The 25,183-nt window shown below is 46.0% G+C and carries 21 protein-coding genes and 1 pseudogene; 8 read left to right on the top strand and 14 right to left on the bottom strand.

Going from position 1 to position 25,183, the window contains the following annotated elements:
* Nucleotides 1-16: 16 nt before the first annotated feature.
* Together NFI81_RS01210 and NFI81_RS01215 are read right to left on the bottom strand one after the other, a co-directional pair.
* A complete protein-coding gene (locus tag NFI81_RS01210) occupies nucleotides 17-217 on the bottom strand; it encodes a hypothetical protein (RefSeq protein ID WP_254410606.1) in 201 nt (66 codons plus the stop codon).
* Between the two features lie 106 nt (nucleotides 218-323).
* Nucleotides 324-575: a DUF433 domain-containing protein gene (locus tag NFI81_RS01215; protein WP_234614694.1), complete on the bottom strand. Its 252-nt coding sequence runs from the start codon at nucleotides 573-575 to the stop codon at nucleotides 324-326.
* A gap of 99 nt (nucleotides 576-674) precedes the next feature.
* Here NFI81_RS01215 and NFI81_RS01220 point away from each other — a divergent pair, with 99 nt between their 5' ends.
* Nucleotides 675-1,127, top strand: coding sequence for a GNAT family N-acetyltransferase (locus NFI81_RS01220; protein ID WP_234614693.1), 453 nt, complete (start codon nucleotides 675-677; stop codon nucleotides 1,125-1,127).
* Nucleotides 1,128-1,297: 170 nt separating this feature from the next.
* On the opposite strand, the gene NFI81_RS01225 is transcribed toward NFI81_RS01220, so the two are convergent.
* The 7 genes from NFI81_RS01225 to NFI81_RS01255 all read right to left on the bottom strand — a co-directional run bounded on the left by NFI81_RS01225 (nucleotide 1,298) and on the right by NFI81_RS01255 (nucleotide 9,573).
* Nucleotides 1,298-1,723 (bottom strand): putative toxin-antitoxin system toxin component, PIN family, encoded by a 426-nt coding sequence (locus NFI81_RS01225; protein ID WP_234614692.1) that lies wholly within the window; start codon nucleotides 1,721-1,723, stop codon nucleotides 1,298-1,300.
* Entirely contained in the window at nucleotides 1,704-1,934 is a 231-nt protein-coding gene (locus tag NFI81_RS01230; RefSeq protein WP_234614691.1) for a hypothetical protein, read from the bottom strand. The genes NFI81_RS01225 and NFI81_RS01230 overlap by 20 nt, the downstream gene beginning before the upstream one ends.
* 55 nt (nucleotides 1,935-1,989) lie before the next feature.
* On the bottom strand, nucleotides 1,990-3,357 hold the full coding sequence (locus NFI81_RS01235; RefSeq protein ID WP_234614690.1) for a DUF4932 domain-containing protein: 1,368 nt from the start codon (nucleotides 3,355-3,357) through the stop codon (nucleotides 1,990-1,992).
* 154 nt (nucleotides 3,358-3,511) lie between these two features.
* A complete protein-coding gene (locus tag NFI81_RS01240; RefSeq protein ID WP_234614689.1) occupies nucleotides 3,512-4,360 on the bottom strand; it encodes a hypothetical protein in 849 nt (282 codons plus the stop codon).
* Between the two features lies 1 nt (nucleotide 4,361).
* On the bottom strand, nucleotides 4,362-5,708 hold the full coding sequence (locus tag NFI81_RS01245; RefSeq protein ID WP_234614688.1) for a hypothetical protein: 1,347 nt from the start codon (nucleotides 5,706-5,708) through the stop codon (nucleotides 4,362-4,364).
* 195 nt (nucleotides 5,709-5,903) lie between these two features.
* Nucleotides 5,904-8,555: a DUF7133 domain-containing protein gene (locus tag NFI81_RS01250; protein ID WP_234614687.1), complete on the bottom strand. Its 2,652-nt coding sequence runs from the start codon at nucleotides 8,553-8,555 to the stop codon at nucleotides 5,904-5,906.
* Nucleotides 8,556-8,679: 124 nt separating this feature from the next.
* A complete protein-coding gene (locus NFI81_RS01255; protein WP_234614686.1) occupies nucleotides 8,680-9,573 on the bottom strand; it encodes a LysR family transcriptional regulator in 894 nt (297 codons plus the stop codon).
* Between the two features lie 194 nt (nucleotides 9,574-9,767).
* On the opposite strand from NFI81_RS01255, the gene NFI81_RS01260 reads away from it, so the two are divergent.
* The 3 genes from NFI81_RS01260 to NFI81_RS01270 all read left to right on the top strand — a co-directional run bounded on the left by NFI81_RS01260 (nucleotide 9,768) and on the right by NFI81_RS01270 (nucleotide 13,608).
* A complete protein-coding gene (locus NFI81_RS01260; RefSeq protein ID WP_234614685.1) occupies nucleotides 9,768-12,218 on the top strand; it encodes an ABC transporter permease in 2,451 nt (816 codons plus the stop codon).
* Between the two features lie 77 nt (nucleotides 12,219-12,295).
* Nucleotides 12,296-12,697 carry a DUF1801 domain-containing protein gene (locus NFI81_RS01265; RefSeq protein WP_234614684.1) on the top strand — a complete coding sequence of 134 codons (402 nt, stop codon included), beginning with the start codon at nucleotides 12,296-12,298 and terminating at the stop codon, nucleotides 12,695-12,697.
* A 56-nt stretch (nucleotides 12,698-12,753) separates the two neighbouring features.
* Nucleotides 12,754-13,608, top strand: coding sequence for a KilA-N domain-containing protein (locus NFI81_RS01270; RefSeq protein ID WP_234614683.1), 855 nt, complete (start codon nucleotides 12,754-12,756; stop codon nucleotides 13,606-13,608).
* Between the two features lie 93 nt (nucleotides 13,609-13,701).
* Here the strand turns inward: NFI81_RS01270 and NFI81_RS01275 are convergent, their stop codons facing one another.
* The gene (locus NFI81_RS01275; protein WP_235138220.1) at nucleotides 13,702-14,043 is read right to left on the bottom strand and encodes a hypothetical protein; all 342 of its coding nucleotides are present in this window, start codon (nucleotides 14,041-14,043) and stop codon (nucleotides 13,702-13,704) included.
* 88 nt (nucleotides 14,044-14,131) lie between these two features.
* On the opposite strand from NFI81_RS01275, the pseudogene NFI81_RS01280 reads away from it, so the two are divergent.
* The 4 genes and pseudogenes from NFI81_RS01280 to NFI81_RS01295 form a co-directional block, all read left to right on the top strand.
* Nucleotides 14,132-14,413 (top strand): annotated as a pseudogene (locus tag NFI81_RS01280) (ATP-binding protein); the annotation flags it as partial.
* Between the two features lie 250 nt (nucleotides 14,414-14,663).
* Nucleotides 14,664-16,730 (top strand): S8 family serine peptidase, encoded by a 2,067-nt coding sequence (locus NFI81_RS01285; protein ID WP_234614681.1) that lies wholly within the window; start codon nucleotides 14,664-14,666, stop codon nucleotides 16,728-16,730.
* A gap of 41 nt (nucleotides 16,731-16,771) precedes the next feature.
* A complete protein-coding gene (locus NFI81_RS01290) occupies nucleotides 16,772-17,569 on the top strand; it encodes a HipA family kinase (protein ID WP_234614680.1) in 798 nt (265 codons plus the stop codon).
* Nucleotides 17,547-17,930, top strand: a complete 384-nt coding sequence (locus tag NFI81_RS01295; protein ID WP_234614913.1) for a DUF3037 domain-containing protein — start codon at nucleotides 17,547-17,549, stop codon at nucleotides 17,928-17,930. The genes NFI81_RS01290 and NFI81_RS01295 overlap by 23 nt, the downstream gene beginning before the upstream one ends.
* Here the strand turns inward: NFI81_RS01295 and NFI81_RS01300 are convergent.
* The 4 genes from NFI81_RS01300 to treS all read right to left on the bottom strand — a co-directional run bounded on the left by NFI81_RS01300 (nucleotide 17,923) and on the right by treS (nucleotide 25,181).
* On the bottom strand, nucleotides 17,923-18,690 hold the full coding sequence (locus NFI81_RS01300; protein WP_234614679.1) for a LytR/AlgR family response regulator transcription factor: 768 nt from the start codon (nucleotides 18,688-18,690) through the stop codon (nucleotides 17,923-17,925). The two genes, NFI81_RS01295 and NFI81_RS01300, sit on opposite strands and share 8 nt — an antisense overlap.
* A 379-nt stretch (nucleotides 18,691-19,069) precedes the next feature.
* Complete coding sequence (locus tag NFI81_RS01305) at nucleotides 19,070-19,867, bottom strand: SDR family NAD(P)-dependent oxidoreductase (protein WP_234614678.1); 798 nt, start codon at nucleotides 19,865-19,867, stop codon at nucleotides 19,070-19,072.
* Nucleotides 19,868-19,897: 30 nt separating this feature from the next.
* Nucleotides 19,898-21,829 (bottom strand): 1,4-alpha-glucan branching protein GlgB, encoded by a 1,932-nt coding sequence (gene glgB, locus NFI81_RS01310; protein WP_234614677.1) that lies wholly within the window; start codon nucleotides 21,827-21,829, stop codon nucleotides 19,898-19,900.
* A gap of 10 nt (nucleotides 21,830-21,839) precedes the next feature.
* Nucleotides 21,840-25,181: a maltose alpha-D-glucosyltransferase gene (gene treS / locus NFI81_RS01315; RefSeq protein ID WP_234614912.1), complete on the bottom strand. Its 3,342-nt coding sequence runs from the start codon at nucleotides 25,179-25,181 to the stop codon at nucleotides 21,840-21,842.
* Nucleotides 25,182-25,183 lie beyond the last annotated feature (2 nt).

Genomic DNA, 25,183 nt, shown 5'->3' on the forward strand with positions numbered 1-25,183 from the left:
AGGGTGAAGGTAAATGTTAATGTATTTCGATAAGGTTCTGCAAATTGCCTTGCTGGATGCGCTCGAAAATTTTGGGAATAAGTAATTTCAATGTGTCCCTTCTGTTATTAAATGCGCAAAGCACAAATATTGTAACGCCAAGACGCTCAATATTTTGCTGATAAGTCAGGTTTCTGTCGACTGTTACAAAGATTTCAAATTCATCTTTAATCATCAAGCTAAGCAATTCGCCGTTTTTCTTTCCCAACCAACCTTTGTCTCGAACGGTCCAGACCTCATGCTACATCCCGAAATCTTGACGCAGCTTACGTGGCAAACTTTCGTCAAGCAAAATTTTCATGCAACACTTTTTCAGTCGTCAAAGTTTTTTTTGCCATTTCCAAAACAGTCAATGCAGCTTCTTTTGTAACAGATGGGAAGTCATCAAGGAATTCTGAAAGTGGTTCTCCACCTTCAATGTAATCAAAAAGGTTTTTAATTGGAACGCGCGTTCCAGCAAAGACTGCCGCTCCACTCATTATTTCCGGGTCGATACTCACTTGTCCGAATCGCATGATTTTAAATTCTTTGTTCATTCGAATGTACATAAAATTGCCGAATGTAAACAGCACCTTTGCCTTTAAGTGCACCAACGACTTATCTTTGTCTGATAGATCAAACCAGCATTGAACCCAATGATTCAACTTTTAAGAACAACTTCCGAACATCCTGATTTCAGTGCACTTGTGAAATCACTGGATGCATATTTAGCTGTAACAGATGGCGATGAGCATGCTTTTTACAATCAATACAACAAAATTGATATGATCAAGCATGTCGTTTTGGCTTACGAAAATGACATTGCAATCGGCTGCGGCGCGATTAAGGCTTTTGGAGATGATGCAATGGAAGTGAAACGGATGTTTGTTGCAGAGGCTGGCCGAAATAAGGGAATTGCATCCACATTATTAAAGGAACTGGAACATTGGGCCGCCGAACTCGGTTTCAAACGCTGCGTGCTGGAAACCGGCAAACGCCAGGCAGAAGCCATCGCGCTTTATAAAAAGAACGGTTACCAGGTTACCGAAAATTACGGACAGTATATAGGTGTTGCGAATAGCGTTTGTTTTGAGAAAGTGCTTGCTTAACACAGATATTGTCCCACTGAAAGATGAGATCCGACAACTCAATTTGAAGCTTCACCTTTGCTTTCAAAGCTGCGAAAACGCGCATTAGTGCATCTAATGTGACGTTTCCAGCACTATTTTCCAATCTGGAAATCTGCGCTTTTCTCAATAAAGGTTAAGCTATATTGTAATTACTTGGCAAGTGATATATAGTCAGTCCAGTAAATCTTTGGATTTACAATCTGTGTATTCTCGTAAATTTCGATCGTGAAATCGGTGTGATTGCCGGTTATTAAAAAGTCTGCTTTGCTTTCGGCTGCTAGTTCCAATAGTTTATTGTCGTCCTTATCAGATAGTATATCCAATTTTGTTTTTGGATTGTACATAGTGGCTACACGCTCAATTTCAGTGAGCACGAATTGCGCCTTTACAATGAAATCAGGGAACCTGGCAAACTTTTTTCTGTTCAAAACCTCCATGTATTCTCTAAGCAATGGTTCCGACAGGCAAATTTGAAGATTCGGATTTGAAAGGACTCCTTGCAGTATCAGGTATGGATAGCTGCGCTGGATAAGTGCAGAAACCAGCACATTGGTGTCAACTACGAGTTTTTGCATGTTTCCGATTTGCCCTGACCTCTTTGGTAATTTCGTTCATGGTCATTTTAGACAAACCGTATTTTTCCGCAAGCTCAATACTCTCAGTCAATTTTTGTTTTGACAATTCTCTGCTTACAATGTCAACAAGCGTTGAGAATTCGTAATTCGTTGACTTTAAGCCATATTTCGAAATCTCTCCTTCGGATACAGCAATGTTTATATTCTTCATAGTGTAGGTGTTTGACTCAAATATAAACGAATTTACAATTTATTCAAACACAACCCTACCGCCCATTCCCCTCAAACCACCCCACAATCTCCGGATACAAATCTGCCAGCACCTGACCCTTTTTTCTATTCTTATACAGATTCACCAGAAACTGATTGAACTCGGCGAATTTTAGGAAGCCGCGGGAGTTTACCATCTGGTTTTCGGTTGCGGCGATGAGTGCCGGCTGGTCTTTTTCCGGGGCGTAGTCGACGTATCGGAGGGAGACGAGCGCCCAGTTCATGTATTCGTTGAAGGAAGAATAGGCGTCGTTGTAGTATTTAGCTGCTTTTTCGGGGTTGTTCCAGATGCTGAGGTTGCTGAGTGCTTTGTCGATTCTGGCTGCGTATTCGGGCTTTTCGGATTCGGGGTTGATGAATGCGTGGTTGAGTTCGGTAAAGACAATTGTGCCATCGCGCACGAGCGAGCCTTCTTTTGACACGGATACCGTGCTGCCATTGCGGGGGAATGGAAAGTTTACATGCGCTTGTGCTTCTTTGAAACCATCGTAATCAAACCGGGTGGCTGATTGATTACTGCTTACCAGCGGAGAAAATATGATTTTGAAAGAATCATATTTTGTGGAAGGGAAGTTTTTTACCAGCCATTTTTGCATTTCCGGAACGCCGATTGAGTCGCGGTAACTGGTGATCAGCGCATTGTAATATTGTTCATGGGCCTTATAGAAATCAGCAAATTTGCTTTTCGTGGCCAATTCCTGCAACCCGGGAATGAAAGGTTTTAAATGATTCTCGTCTGAATTCCCTATACGCGTGTAAATGGCACTGGGCTTAATCGTTCCGTTTTCAAAATTAAATGCATAGGCATCCATTTTGTAACCATGCGAATTGTTTAAATCCGTAATCTCCTTGTTCAGCGCAGTAATGACAGGCTCGGTGCTGTATTGTTCAAACCATTTCATCACGTCGGCATAGTAAGGCGTTGAGTTCATGATCAAACCGTTATCCTTTTTGCCTGTTTCAGTGATAGCAAATGCCACATTAATCAACTCATACATGGCGGGAATTTCTACAAATGTTTTGCCGCTATGAGACGATTTGTAATTTTCGGAAAAACGGGCACGGGGGACGTCCAGAATTCCTTTAACAGCAGTAAGCGCACTGTCTTTCGCATTCATCAATATAACAAATTCATGATAGCTGCCTGGTTTCACATCAAAGCGGATAGAATCCTGATCGGTAAAAAAAGTGACGGGCAGGCCCTCTTCCGGAACTCTGACGTCAAACACATCAGGGCGGATGGACGGGTCAATGTTCCAGGATGCCTTTCGCAACTCCTTCCCGATCTTGGTATCAGCGATTTTGGAAGAAGCTTTGATAACAACAGGTTTTTGAGAAAAGGAATCGGAAAAAGTTAGAAGCAAGAAAAGTATAAATAAGAGGTGAGTGTTTGCGTGTATGCCCATGCGGTGGATATATTTTAAATTCTGGATACTAAAGCAGCGGGTAGTGGAATACGATGTTTCACAAACATTTGAACCATCACCTGACTCAGTTTGGCGTTTAACTTATCCAGCATTAATAGGAAAACTCCATAGTGTAGGGGATAAAACCCTGACTATTGGATTCGACTTTTACTCTGCTTGGATAACCGTTTGCGCCATATTCGTATTTATATTCAATGAAATAGACTGGGCCGGCCGCGTCTATAACGGTCTCTTTCACAATGTTATTCGGGCTCAGTGAATGTGCGGCCAATTGTCCGTTCCGGTCAATTCCAAGTTTGAAAAATGGGTTAGGATGACTGTCATATTCATATTCAATCCGATTGGCAACAGAGGGCTGTGATGCATATGTGGCTGTGCTCGTGACAACATTATGCTGCTCATTTCTTATATAGTTTGTGGTGATATCATTGGATCCATAACTTCTTTCCAAAAAAACTTCTCGCTTTACAAACCCTTGTTTGTCAAAAAGATACGTACGTGTATAATTGCTCAGAAACACCAGATTCTCTTCGGTAACTGTTCGCAACGTGTCAAAAACGGGCGCATCGAACCGGATCGAATAGGATGGTTTGAAAACATCAGAAACATACTGTGATTCGGCGATCCACTGCGCAGCTTCTACATCGTAGGATTCCAGCGTCGCGCCATTTCTTTTGAAACTTCCGGTTTGATAATGTCCCGGAACGTTGAACAACAAATATTTCTTTTGCTCGCGAAGCAAATCACCTTCATAGAAGTATTCCGCGAATAATTTCCCGTTATACAGCAGCTTTGTCAGTTTGACATCCACAGCGGACGTTCCAAAAGGGGCCTGTTGTTTTGCCAAAACAGCCGGGTCTGGCGACGGCGTTGGCTGATCTTTGTCATCGCTACAAGACGCGAGACATAGCAAAAAGAGCAGGGCTAAAACTTTTTTCATATCAAGGATTTGATTTTGGTTCGGTTTGGCGGCTGCTTCCGGGTGTGCGGGAAGAAGACGGGGTGGACTGTCTGTTAGCCGGCCTTTCCAGAGCCGGACGTGTTGCAGGGCGGGTCTGCGCTGGCTTTTCGCGGGCAGGGCTTGGGTTTACGGGACGTGTTGCAGGGCGCTGTGGATTCGGAGTCGGATTGCCTGGCCGCGTTGTTGCCGGCCGCTCGCGACCTGGATTTGGCGTAACCGGACGTGTCGTTGCCGGTCTTTCGATGGGCGTTGTTATCGGCCTGCCCGTTCCTGGTCGTCCGGTTCCAGGCCTTTCTGCTCCCGGTCGCGAAGAGCCGTTTCCAGCGCCAGGCCTTGTCACGGGTTGTGTTACACCGGGATTCGTTCCGGGCCTTCCTGTGGATGGCCGACTTGTTCCCGGCCTGCTTACAACCGGCCGGCCTGTCCTGTCGAAAGAGGGCAGCCTGTCATTTGCAGAGGGAGCTGTTGGATTTCTTTTGACAAAAACTGCGGAACCTTGTCTGGCGGATGACGGCCTGGAATATGTATTTCTGTAATCGCCTCTGCTGGATCTCCTGGTGACCGTTACCGACCGTGATCTGTAACCACCGCCATAATAATATGTTTGCCAAACCGGGTTGCGATAGGAGTTCCACCGACGGAAATGTCCGTTGTAATAATTGTGATAATGATAGTGATAACCGTAATAATAGTGCCAGTAATGAGGCCTCCACGGTCGCCAGTAAGAGGGATAATATTGCCAGCGCCAGGGCGATCGCCAAATGACGTAATTGGGAACATAGATATACCGGACAACCGGCCAGGAGGCAATGACGTAAGTGGTGTTATTCTGCTGGACAGCCGGTCTGTCGCGATCTGCCGAATAGCCGGGATTTGGTGTTTCGACCCGATTATCATCCCCAGAAGGTGAATTGGGCTCTATAATGTAGTCCTTTCCGTATAGATCTTCGTCGCCCACGAGCTGGATCAAAACCTGTCCGTCATCCTTCTTTTCTACAAAAAATACGGCAACATCCTGCTCCTCGTTCTGGCCTAGTGCGACTTTGAGCGAAATGGTGTGCAAGTTCCGGTCTACATTGTCAAAAACCCGGATGTAGTCGATTCTGTTGTCGCCGTCAAGATCGAGATTGTTAATTTGTGTTTCTTCATCATTGAGTTTTCGTTCAAAACCTTCCAACGTTTCCGACTCCTGGAACAGCTTCATAACGGCATACAGGTTCAAATTATCGCCCGGTAAGTCCAGCTTTTCCTCCTCTGCCTGAGCTATTACTTGTGTGCCGGTGAATAGCAGTAAGGCGATGATAATGAGCCAAATATTATTTTTCATAAGCAAAATATTTATAGCAATGTAGATAAATACTTTGTCAAAAAAAATCCCCGCCTGTTTGACCAGAGCGAGGACCGAAACCATTGGTAAACGTTGAGAAAAAAAGTTTGAAACAGAGTTAGTCACTTTGTTTATACTTAACCTACTTTCTCAAATTGCAAACGGGCTATTCAAACTCAATCGGTTTAAAAAACCTTATTTTCTTTGCTGAGACAAAAATGTGATCAGCGAGGCAAATTCCTCGTACGAAAGCTCATTCGCAAGTCCCGGGGGCATCATAGATGATTCCATTTCTTTGCGGGAAATAATGTCGGAAGCCTTTATAGTCGTTACTTGTCCGGCTATGTCGCGGAGAACCAGTTTCTCGGCAGATTCCTCTGAAACAAATCCTATGTAACTTTTATCGCCCTTCGCCGTGATCAGCACCGAGGCAAATCCTTGTGAAATAGATGCATTAGGCTTCAAAATCGACTCGGCGATCTGTTCGCGGTTCATAATCGAGCCGATTTGGCCCATGAATGGCCCTTTCATCACTTCACCTTTGCTTAGGCTGTGGCAGGCAATGCAGCCCTGTTTGGTGAAAAGCTGTTTTCCTAATGCAGGGTTGCCTTCAATTTTAGCAATCGCCAGCATTACATCTTCAATCGAAGATTCGCCAACCTGTCCCTTTTTATTACGGATTTTATTCAAATCAATTTTTACTTCTTCCTTCGCCGCAACGGCTTCTTCACCGCCGAACTCGGTAATGCCCATGCGTAAGCGTCCGTTCAGATCTGCATAAAGCTGCTTCCCGTTCTCATCCGCTTTGTTCCATTGTTGCATCAGAAAATCCTTGATCGCATCCGACGATTCCCACGTAATCGCTTTATAATAAGGACCGTGCGTGTCCGGTCGTGTGCTCCACCACCATGAGCCATCGTAAGGTGCTTCTTTTTTGTAAAGCCTGGAAAGCGTGGTTAGGATCTGGTTTTTAGAAGCATCGTCTTTTGCAATTCCGTATGCCGCGATTAAGCCTGAAACTGCTTTTGGATCGTGCATATAACGCAGTGCCCAAAGTGCAAGCGTGGAATTTTCAGTGCCGATGGCTTTCACGCAAGCATCCACAGCATTGAGTGCAACGAGTGCTCTTACGGCAACGTGCGGAAGGATAATCGGTGAATTTGGCGTCGCGTGAGGCCCTTCCGTTCCTTTGGCCGGAGAAACAAATGAGGCTGGAACTTTCACTTTCAAAAGCGCCTCAGCCACTTCCGGGCGGCCCATTCGTCCCAAACCAACCGTTGCGGCAAGCTGAACGCGCGGTGTTCCGTCTTGTAAACCTTTCAGAAACGGCTCAACAGGAACATTTGAATTGATTTTCATGCGATCAGCCAGTGCACGCAGTGCAAATTCCTTAACATCCTGATCTTCGGTCAGTTTTACAAGATTATCATTGCCCGAAGCGCCTGCGGCTTGCGCATATGTGTAAATGCCCGCCACACGTGCATACAGGGGAAGTTGTTTGTCCTCAGCGATTTTCCACGAAGCTTTGGTTACATCCTTAGTTTTACGCGTGAGCAATTCCTGTTGCGCTGCCAAACGCTGAACGGCGCTTGCATTGGTCAATAACGCAGTCAGGTCTTTCACAGCTGATTTTTTCAAATCAACAAACGGCTTGTACTGCCAGGTCTTGGGCACAGCACGCACAACAAAACCTTTTCCCGGATTTCCAGAGTAACCCGCTCCATCCCAGGCCGATAAGTAAACGCTTCCCGATGCGTCGATATCAATGTCTGTGATTTGGGCCAGTTTGATAAATTCCTCTTCCTTTTGCGTGAATGTCGGGCCGTCCGGTGTCACACGGTGAATGTAAAGCTGGTTTCTGCCCCAGTCGGCCATCATCGGGACCTGATTATATTTTGCGGGCCAGTTAGGGTCGTCCATAAACAGCGAACCCGTTCCCGAGCCGCCGCCTACATCAACCAGGGCCGGAATAATTTCTTCGGTAAAATGCTTGAAAAGAACAGGATATCCATATTCGCCAGACTGAATCTGGCTACTGAAACGAATGTTCCAGCCGCCCCCGTCATTCGTGTTATCTCTTGTGAAAACATTCATGTAAGGATCAATGGCCACATCGTAAATGTTCCGCATTCCGTGCGTGTAAACTTCCATTTCAGTGCCGTCTGGTCTTACCCGTACAATTCCGCCCCCAAGTTGGGTGAGTTTCTTGCCTGATCTGTCGACTGCGTCATGGAAACCGAAGTCACCGACTGCAATGTAAATCCAGCCATCGATGCCCATTCTTATTCCGTTCGTTGAATGGTCTGTTCCGCGGCTTTGCAGGAATTTGGGGGAGCTGATATTTTGAATCAATGGCGAAGGACCGCCGTCGGCCACACCGTCCCAGTTTTTGTCCTCAAAAACCACCAGGTCCATGCCCGATGCCTTTTGGGTTTCTTTTGAAAAAGTGGTGTGTAAAACGAAAACGCGGTCACCCATCGCAATGATTCCGCGCGGGTTATCCACCTCAGCGAATGTGGTGTTCTTATCCACTTTGCCATCATGATCGGAGTCAACCAATCGCACAATGCGGCCTTTCCCAGGCGTTTTACCCAGCGAACCGATCATATCGACGCCCACAAAGACCTCCCCGCTGGCAGCCACTGCAAGGCAGGCAGGACTGGGCGTAAGGTCCGATCCGGCGAAATGGGTAACATTCAATTCGGCAGGCCAGCTGGCGGCGTTAGGCAGCGAATCTGCTTTTACGAGGCCGGTGGCACTTTTAATAGGTTCAGAACGGTCGTTAACTGCATTATTCCAATAAAGGATCAGAACAGCAGTCACAAGACTAAAAGTAATTTTTAACATAATTTTATTTCAGAAAAACGCGCCATCAGGTGTCAGCATGGAAAAAATGGACAAAGAACTCAACTTAATAAAAATAGGACGATTGGTATAACTACTCAAAATTCATCAATTCATTTGAAGGCGGCTACTTGGCAACATAGCCGGAGAATTTTATAAACAATTCAGGCAGTGCCTCGTGCTGGCCGTGCAGGATGGTAAAGTAGAAAAAACGCTCGATGTTCAGCCCTTCCACATCCACAATGCGGCATTCTTTGCTTTGCAATTCTTTCAAGACCGCATGGATGGAAAGCAGTGCCATCGAGTCGGAATGCAGCATATATAATTTCATGCTTTCGCTGCTGCCGAGCTGCATTTCAATATTGAGGTCGGCAATGCTCACACCGATCGTCTTCAAGGCGTGGGCGATCACTTCCAATGTTCCCGAGCCGGGTTCACGCATAAGCAACGGGATTTCTTTCAGCTTCTCCGCAGAAACCGTCCCTGTTGAAGCAGTTGGATTTTTGCTACTCGCCACGAGGACAATCTCATCTTTTAAAAACTCAATGTATTTAATTGCAGCGTTTTTGGAAAACCCTTCAATCACCCCTAAGTCAATCTCCTTATTTTGCAGCGCCTGCTCGATCTCTTCGGTGTTTTTGATGGTCAGCGTAACCTGAATGTTGTGAAATTTTCGGTGAAATGCGGCCAGTATAGGAGGGAGAATATATTGCGCGGCCGTCGTACTGGCGCCTAAACGCAATTTTCCGCCCTGGCGCTGTGATAAATTATTGATTTCAAACTCAATGTTGCGGTAAATCTCAAAAATCTGCTCGCTGTGATGGAGGAGGATTTCACCTGCCTGCGTTAGTTTCACGCGCGAACCATTTCGTTCAAAAAGCTTGGTGTTGAGCTGGTTTTCGAGCTCGTGAATGTGTTTTGTGACCGCTGGCTGGGTAATGTAAAGCTCCGCCGCGGCTTTTGTGAAGTTGAGCCGCCGGGCAACTGTATTGAAAACCTGCAAACGAAAATCGAAGACCATAGGTGCAAGTTCGTGGTTAAAAACGCAAAATTCAAAAAGAGCCGCTGGGGACCGCATTTAAATCGTCCGCAGCTGAACAAAAACGTTCGGATGCGAACAAGTCATCCATCTAAATATTGTCTTTGGGATGTCGTAGGGCATTATTTGATTGCTGGCAAGGCATTTGTCCTGTGTATATCTCATCCAACCCATGTATGTTTCAAAATTACTTCAAGATCGCCTTGCGGAATATGTGGAAAAACAAGGTTTTTTCCATCGTTAACCTGACCGGCCTCGTTGTCGGGATCACTGCTTGTCTGATGATCCTGCAATATGTCAGTTATGAGCTGAGCTTCGATCAGTTTCACAAAGATGCAGAACGCATATACAGAATAACGAACGACCGTTTTCAGCAAGGAAAACTCATACAACACGGCACGATTACTTATCCGACGATCGGACCGGCAATGGCCAAAGATTTTCAGGAAGTGGAAGCCTACACCACCATGTCGAATCCGGGAACATTCAAATTGCAGCGCGATAAGAAAATTTTTGAAGAGCAGGGGCTTTATGCAGACAATCATTTTTTGTCCTTTTTTACATTTCCCCTGTTAGCAGGCGAGGCAAAAAGTGCATTATCAAGGCCATACTCGATTGTGCTTTCCGAGAGTAATGCAAAAAGAATTTTCGGGGCAAATCAAAGCAATTACGCAAGCCTGATTGGCAAGTCAATCCTGATCGATCTTGACACGCAGCCCTATCAGATTACGGGCATCGTGAAAGATTTTCCTGCGGCTTCTCATTTGCAATATGGTGCATTAATGTCGTACGAAACACATGTAACAACCTGGGGTGATTGGGTTAAAACAAGCTGGGACGGTTCGGATATGTGGCATTATTTGAAGTTAAAAAATGGAGTGAATGCAGCTGATCTTGAACAGAAATTCCCTGCATTCAGTGAGCGCTATTTTCAGGGTGATAAGGTGTCGGGAAGCGTAGAGAAATTCTATTTGCAATCCTTGTCGCAAACGCATCTGTTCTCCGATTATGAATATGAAATTGGTAATGTAAACAATGGAAAAGCGGTATGGACGATGCTGATCATTGCTGCATTCATTCTCATTATTGCCTGGGTGAATTACATTAATTTGTCAACGGCGAGGTCCATGGAACGGGCGAAGGAAGTAGGCGTAAGAAAGGTTGCAGGCGCGACTTCCAAACAACTCATCTGGCAGTTTCTCTCGGAATCTGTGTTACTGAATATGTTGGCTATGGCCATGGCGATTTGTCTCGCTGTGATTTTGCAGCCATTCCTGAACAGCATTGTTGATCGCCCATTATCGCTGGCATTGCTCACTGGAAGCGGATATGGTGGAGCGGCTATGGCGATTGCACTTGGTCTTGTTTTCGTTGCCGGAACATTGCTTTCCGGATTTTATCCTGCGTTTGCATTGTCGGCTTTCAAAGCGATCAGCGTTTTAAAAGGCAGTTTTAAAAGGTCGGCAAAAGGTGTTTGGGTTCGGCAGTCGCTGGTTGTGTTCCAGTATACGACGTCGGTTGTGCTAATCGTGGGCACATTGATCGTGTTCCGTCAGCTCGAATTCATGCGCAAGCAGCATCTGGGTTTTAATATGGAAAAAGTGCTGGTTATTCCCGGTGCCGATCTTACCCGTTTTGACTCAACGGCGATTGACCGCATTAATGCTTTCAAATCGGAGCTGAAAAGATATCCGGAAATCCAGTCTGCCACTGCTTCTATCAACCTTTTCGGGAACCGCTTGTCACGGGCATTCAATGTGAAAAGGGTTGGGGCAGATCAAGGCAAAGGCGTTACGCTAAGCCGGATGGATGTGGATCTGGATTTTTTTCAAACTTATCAGATAGACCTCGCCGCAGGGCGCAATTTTCTTCCAACGGATTCGGATCCGGATGGCCGCAAGGTGACCAATGCGATGATTAATGTATCGGCGGCCAAGTTACTCGGCTTCCCGGATGCTGAATCGGCGGTTGGAAAAAAGATTCTACTTTTCAACAGGGAATGGGAGGTTGTAGGCGTGGTGAAGGACTTTCATCAACAGTCATTGAAGCATGCGATCGAACCCGTACTTTTCAGGCCCTACTATACCAACGGCGGTTATTTCTCATTCAAAATCGCCTCTGCCGATCTGGAAAAGACCATTGGTTTGGTTGAGGCCAAATACAAGCAATTTTATCCCGGCAATGACTTCTCCTATTTCTTCATGGATGAGCAATTTAACCGGCAGTATAAGGATGACAAGACATTCGGCCAGATCACCAGTTTTTTCTCCCTACTGGCCGTGCTCATTGCTTCTTTGGGCATCTTTGGACTATCGTCTTACATGATTTCACAGCGGACAAAGGAGATTGGTGTTCGGAAAGTGTTGGGCGCAACTATTTCCAGCATTGTCGCATTACTATCGGTTGACTTCCTGAAACTGGTGCTTATTGCCATCGTCATTGGATCGCCGGTCGCGTGGTTTGGTGTCAAACACTGGCTGGATGATTTCGCTTATAAAATCGAGATCGAATGGTGGATGTTTGTCCTGGCCGGATTGCTCGCGGTGGTGATCGCGTTCCTGACGGTAAGTTCTCAGGCAATTAAAGCTGCATTAATGAACTCGGCAAAATCCTTGAAATCGGAATAAAGTTTTAGGGACGACTTTATCGGACAAAGTTCATAATTGGCGTAATTGCAATGACTTACTAAACTTAACAATGCATTATGCCAACTAAAAAAGACCAGGAACCGAAAAACAAACCTAAGAAACCAAGCGATGAAGAGCAGGTTGCCGAATACATGGAGCAACTGCAACATCCGCTCAAAGCCGAAATTGAAGCAGTCCGAAAAATTATCAAAGGCGCCAATCCTGCAATCAAGGAACGTATCAAATGGAACGCACCCAGCTATTACACATCCGCTGATCTGCTGACATTCAATCACAGACTGCAAACAAAAGTGCACCTGATCTTCCACCACATCGCCATCGTGCAAATCGCTTCCGACCTCCTGGAAGGCGATTACAAAGACCGCCGAATGATGTATTTCGCTGATATGGCCGATGTCGAGGCGAAGAAAGAGGTTTTAGAGCGGATTTTAAATGAATATGTGGGGTTGGTTGGTTAAGAATTGTGACCTAATTGCAGCGGCTGCGTCTAAGTGTTGTATCAAACAGCACGACGATGAAAAGTACAATCCAAGTTAGTGGTCAGGTAATAAGCATTTTTACAAAACAAAAAGAAGAATTTATATCCCTGACTGACATTGCCAAGCACAAAAATCCCGAAGCAACCGGCTTAGTCATCTCCCATTGGCTTAGCACAAAGTTTACCATAGAGTTTATGGGGCTATGGGAACAAATGTTCAATCCGAATTTTAATGTTACTGAATTCAGTAATATTAAAAACGAAGCTGGGAGCAACGGATTTGTGTTGTCCTCAAAACAATGGATTGAGAAAACCAATGCTAATGGAATAGTATCGACAGCAGGTCGTTATGGTGGAACCTTTGCGCACAAGGACATTGCCTTTGAGTTTGCATCCTGGATTTCAGCTTCCTTCAAGCTCTATCTAATCAAAGAATTCCAACGCCTGAAAGAAGAAGAACATTCTGATCTTAAACTGGAATGGAATGTTCAGCGGACCTTGGCGAAAGTGAATTACCAGATTCACGCGGACGCAATAAAAGAAAATCTTATCCCCAAAACACTTAGTGGAAAGCAGATCGGTTTTGTGTACGCAAACGAGGCGGACTTGCTTAACATGGCGCTTTTTGGTGTTACGGCGAAACAGTGGAAAGAGTTAAATCCACGCGAGGTTGGCAATGTACGTGATTCGGCAACGCTGGAACAGCTGGTTGTGCTTTCCAATCTGGAAAGTGTAAATGCGCTTTTAATTCATCAGGGACTGCCGCAGCATAAGCGCTTGGTGCAGCTAAATTTGGTAGCGATCTCCCAAATGAAATCTTTGGTCAATAATATTCAGTTGAAAAAACTTAAAGATGGGACGGCTTTGCAAACTAAACCTGAAAAACTTTAAACCAAATGCCTGTAAGCCAAAAAAGTTAACCCCGATCACACCTCAGGGTTAACTTTCATCATTATGGACTTGCCAACGAAACTAGCCACCTTGTTACGGCCTGCTTCTCCTTTTCGTCGTATCGGGCATTATTGCGCCGCCTGTTTTGATGGTTTTCTTGTTGCGCTTTACTGTGTAGGATCCGGTTGTGTCGGCGTCGGGGCGGCCTGTGCTGCTTCTTCCATCAATTGTTCCGGTTGTGCTCACATTGCCGTTATCGTTAAGGATTGGGCCACTTTCAGCATTGGACGAATCCTTGATAATGGCTGAAACGTCGGAAGTGTCTGTGGTCGATTTTAGGCGTGAAGACTTTTTTTGAAAAGTCCGTTCCGATTTGCCCGTTTTACTGTCCCTTGATTGGGAAAATGCGATGGATGGTGAAATTAGCGCCATCATTATAACTAATATTTTCAGCGTTTTCATTCGTTTGTTGTTTCATTTACGTAATATCCCAGCAACATAACAAATACCGTTCCAATAAGACGACGTTTACCGGGTTGATCTTTCCATGGTGATTTCCAAATACATTGGCGAGACGGAAAAAAACCTGGAAAAAGTCTTTAAAAGAGCTGAAAATAAGAGCTGGATCCTGTTTTTTGACGAGGCCGATGCATTGTTTGGGAAAAGAACAACCATTTCGGACTCGCACGATAAATATGCCAATCAGGAAATCGCTTATCTGCTGCAAAGGCTCGAAGATTATCCGAGCCTGGTGATCCTGGGCACCAATATGCGCTATAACATTGAGGAGGCATTTATGCGTCGCTTGCACCGGTGCCGAAGCGGTGCAGGCGATAGCGGACGCGGATGCCGAGGCCATACGCATTTTGCAAAATGCAGAAGCTACTTTGCAAAATGCTTTAAATGATGCCATTGCGGGCAGTCCTGCGGACCCCGTGAGCTGAATTTCAGCCTGATCAAATGCTGGTTAATCGCTCCTTTTTGAGGAGTTAAGCGGCATATTTATTACATTGATATTTGTAATAAAACACTTCACTTCTTAAACAAACACAGCCATGCCTGATGATAATGCCCTGTACACTTATCGCAACGGGAAGAAAGTTGCCTTGTACAAAAAAGACGATCAGTTTGTAGCCCGCACTTCTGCTGATAACATTGCCAATCTGGGAATTGACAAGATCGAAAAAGTTTCTCCCTCCGCGTTCCGAGCCACGGTGTCTCCCGACAGGCTGGATGAAGTGATGGTAGAAAGCCGCGAACTCGCACCGACGCACCACGCTTACCAGTTGCAGGACACCAATCAGGAGTTTCTGATCACAGACCGTATTATGGTCACCTTCAAAGACAAGCCAACGCCGGAACATTTGTCTGCATTTATTGCAAAATATGCCCTGGTAATCAAAAATCAGTACAGCGATGTCGATTTCCTGTTTCAGCTGACCAATCAGTCGGGCATGAACCCGGTGAAAATGATCGTGAAGATCAATGAAGAAGAACCCGCTGTGCAAATCGCAGAACATGACCTGATTCAGCGGGTTAATAAATATCTGACATTGCCCGCCGACACATCTTACGACCTGCAATGGCATTTACATACACATACGCCGCCTGCTACCGATTTTGATCCGCGTTGTTCAAGTCGTTGTGAGGAAGCCTGGCAGTTGCTGGATCATTTCGGCAGTGCGGATGTGGTAATCGGGCTTGCGGATGATGGTTGCAAGCTGGACCATGATGATTTCAATTCATCGGGAAAATTCGCAGGCTGGGGTTATTTTGTCAATGATATTTTGGTCAAAAAAACAGACATAGGTGCCGATCCGAACGGGATGTATGCACCTGGAAACAATCACGGAACTTCCTGTGCGGGTGTGATAGCAGGCGAGGTGGACGGCACATTAACAGTGGGTGCCGCGCCGGGCTGCAAGCTTTTGCCGATCAAATGGGAGTCATCCGATGGCGGCGGCCTGTTTATCGATGATAACAAAATGATGCTCACCCTGCAATACATTTCAGATAAGGTGGATGTTTTTTCCAATTCATGGGGAAGTTCTCCTGAAATGAATTTCAGCCAGCAGGTCGTGAACCGGATTAAATCGCTCGCTTTAACAGGCGGCAGGCGCGGGAAGGGCATTGTTTTCCTTTGGGCTTCTGGCAATGAAAATTGTCCTATTGAACATTCAGGAACACAAGACATTCCTTTTGATCACGGCGTACGCGTCCAGGAGAATTCACTGGTTTGGGTTGGAGTTCAGAAAAGTAAGGTGTTTTCACATAATCTGGTCGATATTCCGGGTGTGATGCACATTGCGGCATTAGCGAGCACTGCGCAGCGAAGCCATTATTCTAATTACGGGCCAGGCATTTCACTTATAGCGCCTACCAACAATGTGCACACCTATTACCGGCTGGCCGTTGAAGGAAAAGGCGTGGTAACCACCACGGGCGACAGCATAACGGCTGTTACGGAGGATTTTGGAGGCACATCCAGCGCCACGCCGCTCACGGCGGGCATTGCTGGCCTGATCATTTCGGCCAACCCGGATCTGAGCGCGCTTGAAGTAATCTCGGTGCTGCAAAGCACGGCTTCCAAAGATCTGAACGAAACACCCTATCCGAGAACGCCGCCTGCGAACTTTGATAATGACACTTCCTGGGACATTTCTCCGGTTTTTCCTTCCGGTTTTCAAAACGCCGGACACACCGACGGGACGTGGAGCCCGTGGTTTGGTTTTGGAAGGGTTGATGCATTCGAAGCGGTAAAAAAGGCGCTTGTTATTCGGTTAGGAGGCAGTGAGCCCGTTGTTTCTGCGGTGAAAATCCGTTCTGCGTTTGTCAATCCTGCCGGTAATGATCATAATAAGGAGAAAGTGACGCTGGAAAACCAGAGTAATGTGCCTGTTTCCATTGAAGGGTGGGCCTTGGTCGACAAGAACAATCGTGCGCAGATCCTGACGGGATCCATTCCACCTGTTTCAAGTATGAGCATTGATTTAAAAACAAATAAAATCATCCTGGCCAATACGGGCGGCACGATCATCCTCAAAGACATAGCCGGAAACCAGGTTCACAGGGTCGCTTACACCGGCGCGCAGGTGAAGCCGGGCATGGAACTTGTTTTCTGAAAAATCCCTATATTGACGGCTTTGAATCATCCGCGTAAGCCATGAATGGTCAGCAGCCGCAACTCAGAACTGTAAACGTTACCCGATATGTTACCCCTTTGCGGGAAGGCGGATCGCTCCCGGCTATTGCCGAGGCGGACGACGAATTTCTGTATGTCCTGAAATTCAGGGGGGCAGGTCAGGGGACAAAAGCGTTGATTGCGGAGCTGATAGGTGGAGAAATTGCGCGGTTGCTGGGTTTGAAAGTGCCTGAGATTGTTTTTGCCAATCTGAATGAAGCCTTTGGAAGAACAGAGCCGGACGAGGAAATCCAGGATCTGCTCAGGGCCAGCACAGGCCTTAATTTAGCCATTCATTATCTGTCCGGTGCCATCACTTTTGACCCCGTAGTGACTGCTGTGGATGCCAGGCTTGCGTCTGCCATCGTGTGGCTCGACAGTCTCATAACAAATGTGGACCGCACGGCCCGGAACACCAATATGCTCATGTGGCACAAGGAGTTATGGCTGATCGATCACGGCGCAGCATTGTATTTTCATCATTCCTGGGACAATTGGGAAGAGCAGGCCAAACGACCGTTTGCGCAGGTAAAAGACCATGTACTGCTTCGCTATGCCTCTGAAATTGAAGCGATTGACCAGGAGTTTAAAACCATTTTGGGTGTAGAGCAAATCGAGGCAATCGTATCATTGATTCCGGATGACTGGCTTTTGCGTGATGCGCCATTCGAGTCCGCCGAAGCGCATCGGGAGGCTTATGTGAAATTTTTAGCGTCGCGGCTCTCCGTGTCGGATGTATTTGTTAAAGGAGCGAATGATGCAAGAGCAGCACTTATTTGAGTACGCCGTCATCCGCGTCGTACCCAGGGTCGAGCGCGAGGAGTTTGTGAATGTCGGTGTTATTTTGTTTTGCCCTTCAAAGCGTTTTCTGGAATGTGTTTTCGAGCTGAATGCGCCCAGGCTGCGCGCGTTTTCGGAGAGCATTGATCTGGATGAGATCAGCGCTTATCTTAATGCGTTGAAACTGATTTGTGAGGGCAAAAAAGAAGGCGGCACCATTGCTGTCTTGCCGCCTGCTTCCCGCTTTCGCTGGCTCACTGCCACGCGTAGTACGGTGGTCCAGTCTTCAAAAGTGCATCCCGGTCTTTGCCAGGATCCGGACCTGAGTTTAAGTAAACTGTTCGATCATTTGGTTAAGTAGTTTTTTGTCGCAGATTGAGCTGCTGTTGCACTTCGTCCTTTTTTCTCCGTGACACTTCCACTTGCGAGCCGTCCGCCAGCAGCACATATTGATTATTATGGGCAACCTGCTTAATATACCGGGAATTGACCAGGTGTGATTTGTGTGTGCGGATGAAATTGAAATCGCCCAGCATTTCATCAAAGTGCTTCAATGTTTTGCTGGAAACAAACGGCCTTTTACCCACCAAATGTATGGAAGTGTAATTTTTGTCTGCTTCCAGCCGTAAAATTTCATCCAGGGTAAAAAAGAAAACGCCTTCGCTCGATGGAACGGCCAGCCTGAAATCTTTGATTTCCTTTTTCTGGATGTTCTGCACCAGATTGTCAAAAAGCTCTTGTTTGGGAGGCTGGATCTTTTCCCTCACTTTTTCCAAATGCCGGTCGATAGCAAATTGCAGCTCTCCCGGATCCACCGGTTTCAGCAGATAATCCAGTGCACTGAACCGTATCGCCTGGATCGCATATTGGTTGTAAGCTGTGGTAAAAACAATATCATAGTCGGGATTTTTTCGCTCCATTAAAAAGTCAAAACCATTTCTGTATGGCATTTCCACATCCAGGAACACGATGCCGGGCTCATAATGCTTCATGATTTCGAGCGCCTCGTTGACCGATTCCGCATGTTTGATATCGATCGGTTCGGAGATCTCAGTTTCCAGATAATGGGCAAGGACAAGACGGGCTTTTATTTCGTCATCAATAATTAGCGCATTTATCATAACGTTTTCAATGTTGTAAAGGATGATGTAGTAAGTTCAAAAATGGCCTGGCAGCTTGCCAGATATGGAGAGGTGAGGATCCCGGTTGCCGGAATAACTATTGAATTCGGATGTACCAGATTCATTACGCAGACTTTGATGTTGAACGTTTGAGCCAGGGTTTATTCGAAAATAAATTTGTAATGGTACTTTTCCCGTGAAAGAAGAGGTTAATACAACCCGCGGGGCCATTTTATTTTCTGGAAGTATAATTAAGAGAAAAAAGAGAATATGCATGAATCCAACCATTAAAAGGCCGGTAACAGTTATTTAAAGGCTGAACACAAAAAGCCCTGTCACTAAGGGGGTGACAGGGCTTACTTAACGGAAAGCGATAAGGCTATTTGACGTCTACCGGTTTCTGCATTTCATTCATATGATGCGCAACCATACTATCCGGCGTAATGTTACTCATCCCGATCTGAACCCTATTTTTTAAGCCGGAAATTACTTTGTCTTTTCCAGCCATCAACGCGTCATAACCGTCCCTGGCAACGCCTGCAGGATCGGCTTTTGCATCTTCATCCTGCACCGCTTTGCTGGTGTTCATATCGGCCTTATTAAAGAAATCCGTGTCGGTTACGCCGGGTAACAGTGCCGTTATGGTGATCTCTGTTTCTTTCAGCTCTTCGCGTAATGCTTCGCTGAAAGAGAGAACAAATGCTTTTGTGCCATGGTATACAGCCTGCCACGGCCCAGGAACTTTGCTGGCAATCGAGGCCAGGTTCAATATTTTCCCAGAGTTGGCAGCAACCATATCTTTCAGGAAAAGCTTGGTCAGGATCACAACGGCTGAGATGTTCAGCTCAATAATGTCCAGTTCGCGATCCAGTTCATTGTCTTTAAACAAACCGTAAACTCCCTGCCCGGCATCGTTGACAAGCACATCAATAGTAATTCCCTTGCTTTTTACCTCGTCATAAACAGATAATGTTTCTTCCCTGTTGAAAAAGTCTTTGGCAATTGTGACCACTTCTACACCATGCTGTCTGAACTCCTGAGCCTTTACTTCCAGTTGTTGTCCGTCGCGCGACACGATCACCAGATTGTACTGATCTTTTGCAAACAGCAAGGCAAGTTCATAGCCTATGCCGCTTGTTGCGCCAGTTATCAGCGCATATTTTCCAGTAGATGACATAATTTTTAAAGTTTGTTGATGAAAATTGAATTACAGCCAATCAAATGCCCGCACGTACTTCAACACCACAATGGCCAAAGGTGGTAAAACCAGCGGAATCGAATGGTTTTTGCTGTGTTTGGGAATGGGATAACTTTCTTGCTCGTCAGAATGAAGCATATCGGAACCGCCGTATTTCAGGTTATCCGTATTAAAGATCTCCTGATAATATCCTGGTTTCGCGACTCCTATCCGGTAATTAGTTCTGACGACGGGTGTGAAATTCCCGACGAAGATCAGATCATCCTCCTCATTCTTTCCTTTCCGGATCCAACTCATTACACTATTTACCCCATCCTGATTATCAATCCATTCAAAACCTTCCTGTGAAAAGTTCTTTTCGTAAAGTGCGGGTTGAGATTGATACAATTCATTCAGGTCTTTCAGTAATTTCTGGATCCCATTGTGCAATGGATCGTGATTTTCGTTCCAGTCCAGACTGAAATCATGCTGCCACTCGTGCCGCTGTGCAAACTCTGCCCCCATGAAAAGCAGCTTCGCGCCGGGATGACCGTACATATAACCGTATAAAAGACGCAGGTTAGCAAACTGTTTCCAGTGATCACCGGGCATTTTGTTGACCATTGAATTTTTACCGTAAACCACCTCGTCATGTGAAAGCGGCAGGGTAAATTTCTCTGTGAAAGCATAATGCGTGCTGAATGCCAGCTGTCCCTGGTGATGCGAGCGATAAATGGGCTCTTTCTGGAAATAAGACAGCGTATCATGCATCCAACCCATCATCCATTTCATATCAAAGCCAAGTCCGCCACTTGTCGTGGGGCTTGTTACGCCAGGCCATGCTGTGGACTCTTCTGCAATGGTCATCACGTCAGGGAAATTGGTATGGACCGCGTTGTTGAATTCTCTCAGAAAATCCAGTGCTTCCAGATTTTCCCTGCCACCGTATTGGTTGGGGATCCATTCACCTTCATTGCGTGAATAATCCAGATAAAGCATGGAAGCCACGGCATCCACCCGTAATGCATCAATGTGGAATTTATCCAGCCAGTAAATGGCATTGGATATCAGAAATGCCTTTACCTCATTCCGTCCGTAGTTGAAAATGAAGCTCTTCCAATCCGGGTGAAAGCCTTTTCTCGGGTCGGCGTGCTCGTACAGGTGCGTGCCATCGAAATAGCCCAAACCGTGTTCATCTGTTGGGAAATGGGAGGGAACCCAGTCCAGTATAACGCCAATTCCCGCATTGTGCAGGGCATCAATCAGGAACATGAAATCCTGCGGTGTTCCGAAGCGACTGCTGGGTGCAAAATAACCCGTAAGCTGATAACCCCAGGATCCGTAAAACGGGTGCTCCATAATGGGCATAAACTCTACGTGCGTAAAGCCCATATAGGTGCAATATTCCGGTAATGTTGCTGCCAGTTCGCGATAAGTCAGGAAACGACCTTCCTCCTCGTGCACCCGTCTCCATGAGCCAATGTGCATTTCGTAAATCGAAATAGGCTTACTGAGCGGAGGCACACTTTTCCGGTTTTCAAGCCATTGCGAGTCAGTCCACTGGAAATCCAGGTCCCATACTACGCTGGCCGTATGCGGCGGCGTTTCCCAATGAAATGCATATGGGTCGCCTTTTTCGACTTCATAACCATCATTGGAACGGATAAAATATTTGTAATATTCACCGCGGCCAATGTTCGGCAAAAAGCCTTCCCAAATCCCGGAATGATCAGTACGGGGCTCTAATGGGTGTGAATCCCTATTCCAGCCGTTGAAATTACCAACAACCGAAACATGCTGGGCATTTGGCGCCCAAACGGCGAAATTTGTTCCCTTAACCCCGTCACGCTCTATGATATGCGAGCCGAGTTTGTTATAAATATGGTAATGTGTTCCGGACTTGAACAAATCAATGTCAAATCCGGAAAACATAGGCAATGCATCGCTGCGCTGATCTGTCATAATCAAAATTTTAAGCTGTTACCAGGGGTTCGGTTTTATTCATAATCGATTTTATACCGCTCAATGGCACCATCACCCACGAAGGTCTGTTGTTGACCTCATAATTCAATTCATAAATGGCTTTTTGCAACAGGAATGTTTGCATAAGCACTTCCAAATCCTCTTTTTTCTGCGGAATGATCGGACTATCCTTTACTGCTTCCAGGTATGCTTTCATGAAAAATCCGCTCATGTAGTGATACCATTGTTCCGCATAAGGCAAGAGTTTGGTAATATCTTCCGGCCGGACCTGATTGTCCAGATACAAGCTTCCGTACGCAGCATAATGGAATGAGCGCAACATGCCCGCTACATCTCTCAGCGCGGAGCGTTTCAGCCTTCTCTCACTGTAACTGCGTGCCGGTTCTCCTTCAAAATCGAGGATTACGAAGTCCTTGCCTGTGAATAGCACCTGTCCCAAATGATAGTCACCATGTATACGAATCTTAGCCGTGTCAATTTTGCGGCTGTACACTTTTTTCAGCTCGGTCAAAATTTCATCTTTCATCTGCAACACGTCCTCTGCATCCTGCCTGGTTTCGGGTGCGATCTTCTTCATATTGCGGTTCAGGCTTTGGAAAGCGACACGCACAAGTGATTGAAGCGAAGAGTAAACCGAGCGCTGGTAATGCAATGAAAATTCCTCCGGTTTGAAATCGGGATTGCTGGTGCCGGAAGCCAGGGCCAAATGCATTTCTCCTGTCCGGGTGCCCAGTAAAGCTACTTGTTCAGCAACAGGGACATCCAGAAGATCTTTCAATACATCAGGAATGTCTTCATAACCTACCGGATCAACAATGGACCCTTTCAGTTCAGTAGGCAGCTGGATTTCGCTGGTCGAAAGGATTTTTTCGTTGAAAATATCCAGGCGGTCCAGCATATTAGCCCAGGCATCTGTACTGTTGACCACCATTTCCTGCATCATACCCAGCACCATGCTGTCATTTTTGTGTTTCCACTCCACAGCGCCTACAAATGCAGGAATGTTTTTAAACTGTGCCTCATGAGTCAGGAAATGCGTGATTTCCATATCAGGATTGATCGCCCGATCCACTTTACGGTAAAGCTTGAAGAAATACTTTCCATCATAAGTTACCGAAGTGTTGCTCTGCTCACCCGAAAGTACACGCGGCTTGATCTTATCCGTCTCCTTCACATGCTGGGCCAGACCTTCATTTCCTGAGAACAGAATTTCGCTGTTTTTAGCAGGTAACTTTTCATTGGTCCCCATATTGGTAATCAATGTTTGCTGCAATTCCAGCCCGTAGATGGCATCGAAAAGTACACCCTCGTCCTCGCCGTCAATCTTGATTTTGGCAATAACTGCTTGCGGACAGTTTTCACGCACCTGATGAGCGAAGGGGTCTTTTCCAAAAGCCACCGGAAGCTGATACATCTCTGGGAGATCATTTTGATACGAAGCTTCCAAAAGCAGTAAAAAGGCCGGCGGATTATTGCCCAGCGGAATGGTGGCATGCGATACAATTTTCACACTATCCAAACCTTTCCCTTTTCCTCCAAACCAACGCATTTTCATCATATAAGCGGGTAGGAACTTGTTTTCCAGGCGTTCCAAAACCGCAGGTTTCAATAGATCTTTCCAGTCAGAAAGTTCCAAAAGCGGAAGCTCCTCGTTCTGATCGATTTCCGGATGTGTTTTTTCCAAAACAAAACATTGGCACGCATAAGCTTCCAGTGTGAAGAAATACGGTGTGTTGTCTTTTACACCAGGAAACTTGTTTTTGCTGTAAATTTCAACCGGCTGGTAACCTTTATATTGATCTAGGTCCAGCTCAACAGGTTGTGGGAAACGTGATAGATTAGCAATAACCAGCATTGTCTCCTCCTTGAAGGTCCTGGTAAATGCAAGCACTTTTGAGTTTTCAGAATTCAGGAACTTAATATCCCCACGGCTGAACGCCGCATACTTTTTGCGGGCAGCAATGGCCTTTTTCATCCACCATAGCAACGATGACGAATTGTGCTCCTGCAACTCCACATTTACCGACTCATAATGATACTGCGGATCCAGGATCAATGGCAGATACATGCGCTGCGGATTGGCTTGTGAAAATCCGGCATTCCTGTCGGGATTCCATTGCATAGGAGTCCTTACGCCATCACGGTCGCCCAGATAGAAGTTATCACCCATACCAATTTCATCGCCATAGTAAATGATCGGTGTGCCTGGGAAAGTGAAAAGCAGTGAGTTTAAAAGCTCAATTTTCTTTCTGTTGTTCTCCATCAAAGGTGCAAGCCTGTGCCGGATCCCGAGATTAATTCTCGCTTTGGGATCTTTTACATACACTTTGTACATATAATCGCGCTCTTCGTCTGTCACCATTTCCAGGGTCAGCTCATCGTGATTACGCAGGAAAATTCCCCATTGGCAATTTTCCGGGATTTCAGGAGTCTGGTCAAAAATGTCCGTGATCGGATATCTGTCTTCCATTTGCAGCGACATAAACATCCGCGGCATGATCGGGAAGTGATAGTTCATCTGACATTCGTCTCCATCACCAAAATACGCAGCCGAATCTTCCGGCCACATATTTGCTTCCGCCAACAGCAATGTTCCCGGATAGCGCTCGTCAACAAATGTTCTGAGTTTTTTAAGATACTCGTGCGTTTCCGGCAAGTTTTCGCAGTTTGTTCCGTCGCGTTCAAATAAGTAAGGAACAGCATCCAGACGGAACCCGTCAACACCCATTTCACACCAGAAATCGAGGATTTTTAAAATCTCCTCCTGCACCAGCGGACTGTCGTAATTCAAATCCGGCTGATGATGGAAGAAGCGGTGCCAGTAATATTGGTCGGCTTCGCTGTCCCACGTCCAGTTTGATTTTTCATAATCCTGGAAAATAATGCGGGCATCTTTGAATTGTTTCGGATCATCTGTCCAAACGTAAAAATTTCGTTCGTCCGATCCTTTCGGCGCACTTCTGGCACGTTGAAACCAGGGATGCTGGTCGGATGTGTGGTTAATGACCAATTCTGTGATTACTTTCAGACCGCGCTTGTGGGCTTCTTCCAAAAATGCTTTGAATTCATTCAAATCACCATAGGAAGGGTTGATAGTGTAATAATCGGAAATATCATAACCATCATCACGCAAGGGGGATGGATAAAAAGGCAGGAGCCAAATCGCCGTCACGCCCAGGTCCTGCAAATAATCAAGCTGCTCCATAAGCCCCTTGAAATCACCGATCCCGTCGCAATTGCCATCCTTAAATGCCTTGATGTGCAGTTCATATATAATTGCATCCTTATACCAATGCAGATCTTTGTGTATCACTCCATTTTTATGTTCCATCG

This window comes from Dyadobacter fanqingshengii, from assembly GCF_023822005.2.
Classification (GTDB): Bacteria; Bacteroidota; Bacteroidia; order Cytophagales; family Spirosomataceae; genus Dyadobacter; species Dyadobacter fanqingshengii.

What these genes read in the sequence shown, in the direction of transcription:
- NFI81_RS01215 (WP_234614694.1), bottom strand. Translation starts at nt 575, where the DNA reads ATGAACAAAGAATTTAAAATCATGCGATTCGGACAAGTGAGTATCGAC.
- NFI81_RS01220 (WP_234614693.1), top strand. Translation starts at nt 675, where the DNA reads ATGATTCAACTTTTAAGAACAACTTCCGAACATCCTGATTTCAGTGCA.
- NFI81_RS01225 (WP_234614692.1), bottom strand. Translation starts at nt 1,723, where the DNA reads ATGCAAAAACTCGTAGTTGACACCAATGTGCTGGTTTCTGCACTTATC.
- NFI81_RS01230 (WP_234614691.1), bottom strand. Translation starts at nt 1,934, where the DNA reads ATGAAGAATATAAACATTGCTGTATCCGAAGGAGAGATTTCGAAATAT.
- NFI81_RS01240 (WP_234614689.1), bottom strand. Translation starts at nt 4,360, where the DNA reads ATGAAAAAAGTTTTAGCCCTGCTCTTTTTGCTATGTCTCGCGTCTTGT.
- NFI81_RS01245 (WP_234614688.1), bottom strand. Translation starts at nt 5,708, where the DNA reads ATGAAAAATAATATTTGGCTCATTATCATCGCCTTACTGCTATTCACC.
- NFI81_RS01250 (WP_234614687.1), bottom strand. Translation starts at nt 8,555, where the DNA reads ATGTTAAAAATTACTTTTAGTCTTGTGACTGCTGTTCTGATCCTTTAT.
- NFI81_RS01255 (WP_234614686.1), bottom strand. Translation starts at nt 9,573, where the DNA reads ATGGTCTTCGATTTTCGTTTGCAGGTTTTCAATACAGTTGCCCGGCGG.
- NFI81_RS01260 (WP_234614685.1), top strand. Translation starts at nt 9,768, where the DNA reads ATGTTTCAAAATTACTTCAAGATCGCCTTGCGGAATATGTGGAAAAAC.
- NFI81_RS01265 (WP_234614684.1), top strand. Translation starts at nt 12,296, where the DNA reads ATGCCAACTAAAAAAGACCAGGAACCGAAAAACAAACCTAAGAAACCA.
- NFI81_RS01270 (WP_234614683.1), top strand. Translation starts at nt 12,754, where the DNA reads ATGAAAAGTACAATCCAAGTTAGTGGTCAGGTAATAAGCATTTTTACA.
- NFI81_RS01275 (WP_235138220.1), bottom strand. Translation starts at nt 14,043, where the DNA reads ATGATGGCGCTAATTTCACCATCCATCGCATTTTCCCAATCAAGGGAC.
- NFI81_RS01285 (WP_234614681.1), top strand. Translation starts at nt 14,664, where the DNA reads ATGCCTGATGATAATGCCCTGTACACTTATCGCAACGGGAAGAAAGTT.
- NFI81_RS01290 (WP_234614680.1), top strand. Translation starts at nt 16,772, where the DNA reads ATGAATGGTCAGCAGCCGCAACTCAGAACTGTAAACGTTACCCGATAT.
- NFI81_RS01295 (WP_234614913.1), top strand. Translation starts at nt 17,547, where the DNA reads ATGCAAGAGCAGCACTTATTTGAGTACGCCGTCATCCGCGTCGTACCC.
- NFI81_RS01300 (WP_234614679.1), bottom strand. Translation starts at nt 18,690, where the DNA reads ATGATAAATGCGCTAATTATTGATGACGAAATAAAAGCCCGTCTTGTC.
- NFI81_RS01305 (WP_234614678.1), bottom strand. Translation starts at nt 19,867, where the DNA reads ATGTCATCTACTGGAAAATATGCGCTGATAACTGGCGCAACAAGCGGC.
- glgB (WP_234614677.1), bottom strand. Translation starts at nt 21,829, where the DNA reads ATGACAGATCAGCGCAGCGATGCATTGCCTATGTTTTCCGGATTTGAC.
- treS (WP_234614912.1), bottom strand. Translation starts at nt 25,181, where the DNA reads ATGGAACATAAAAATGGAGTGATACACAAAGATCTGCATTGGTATAAG.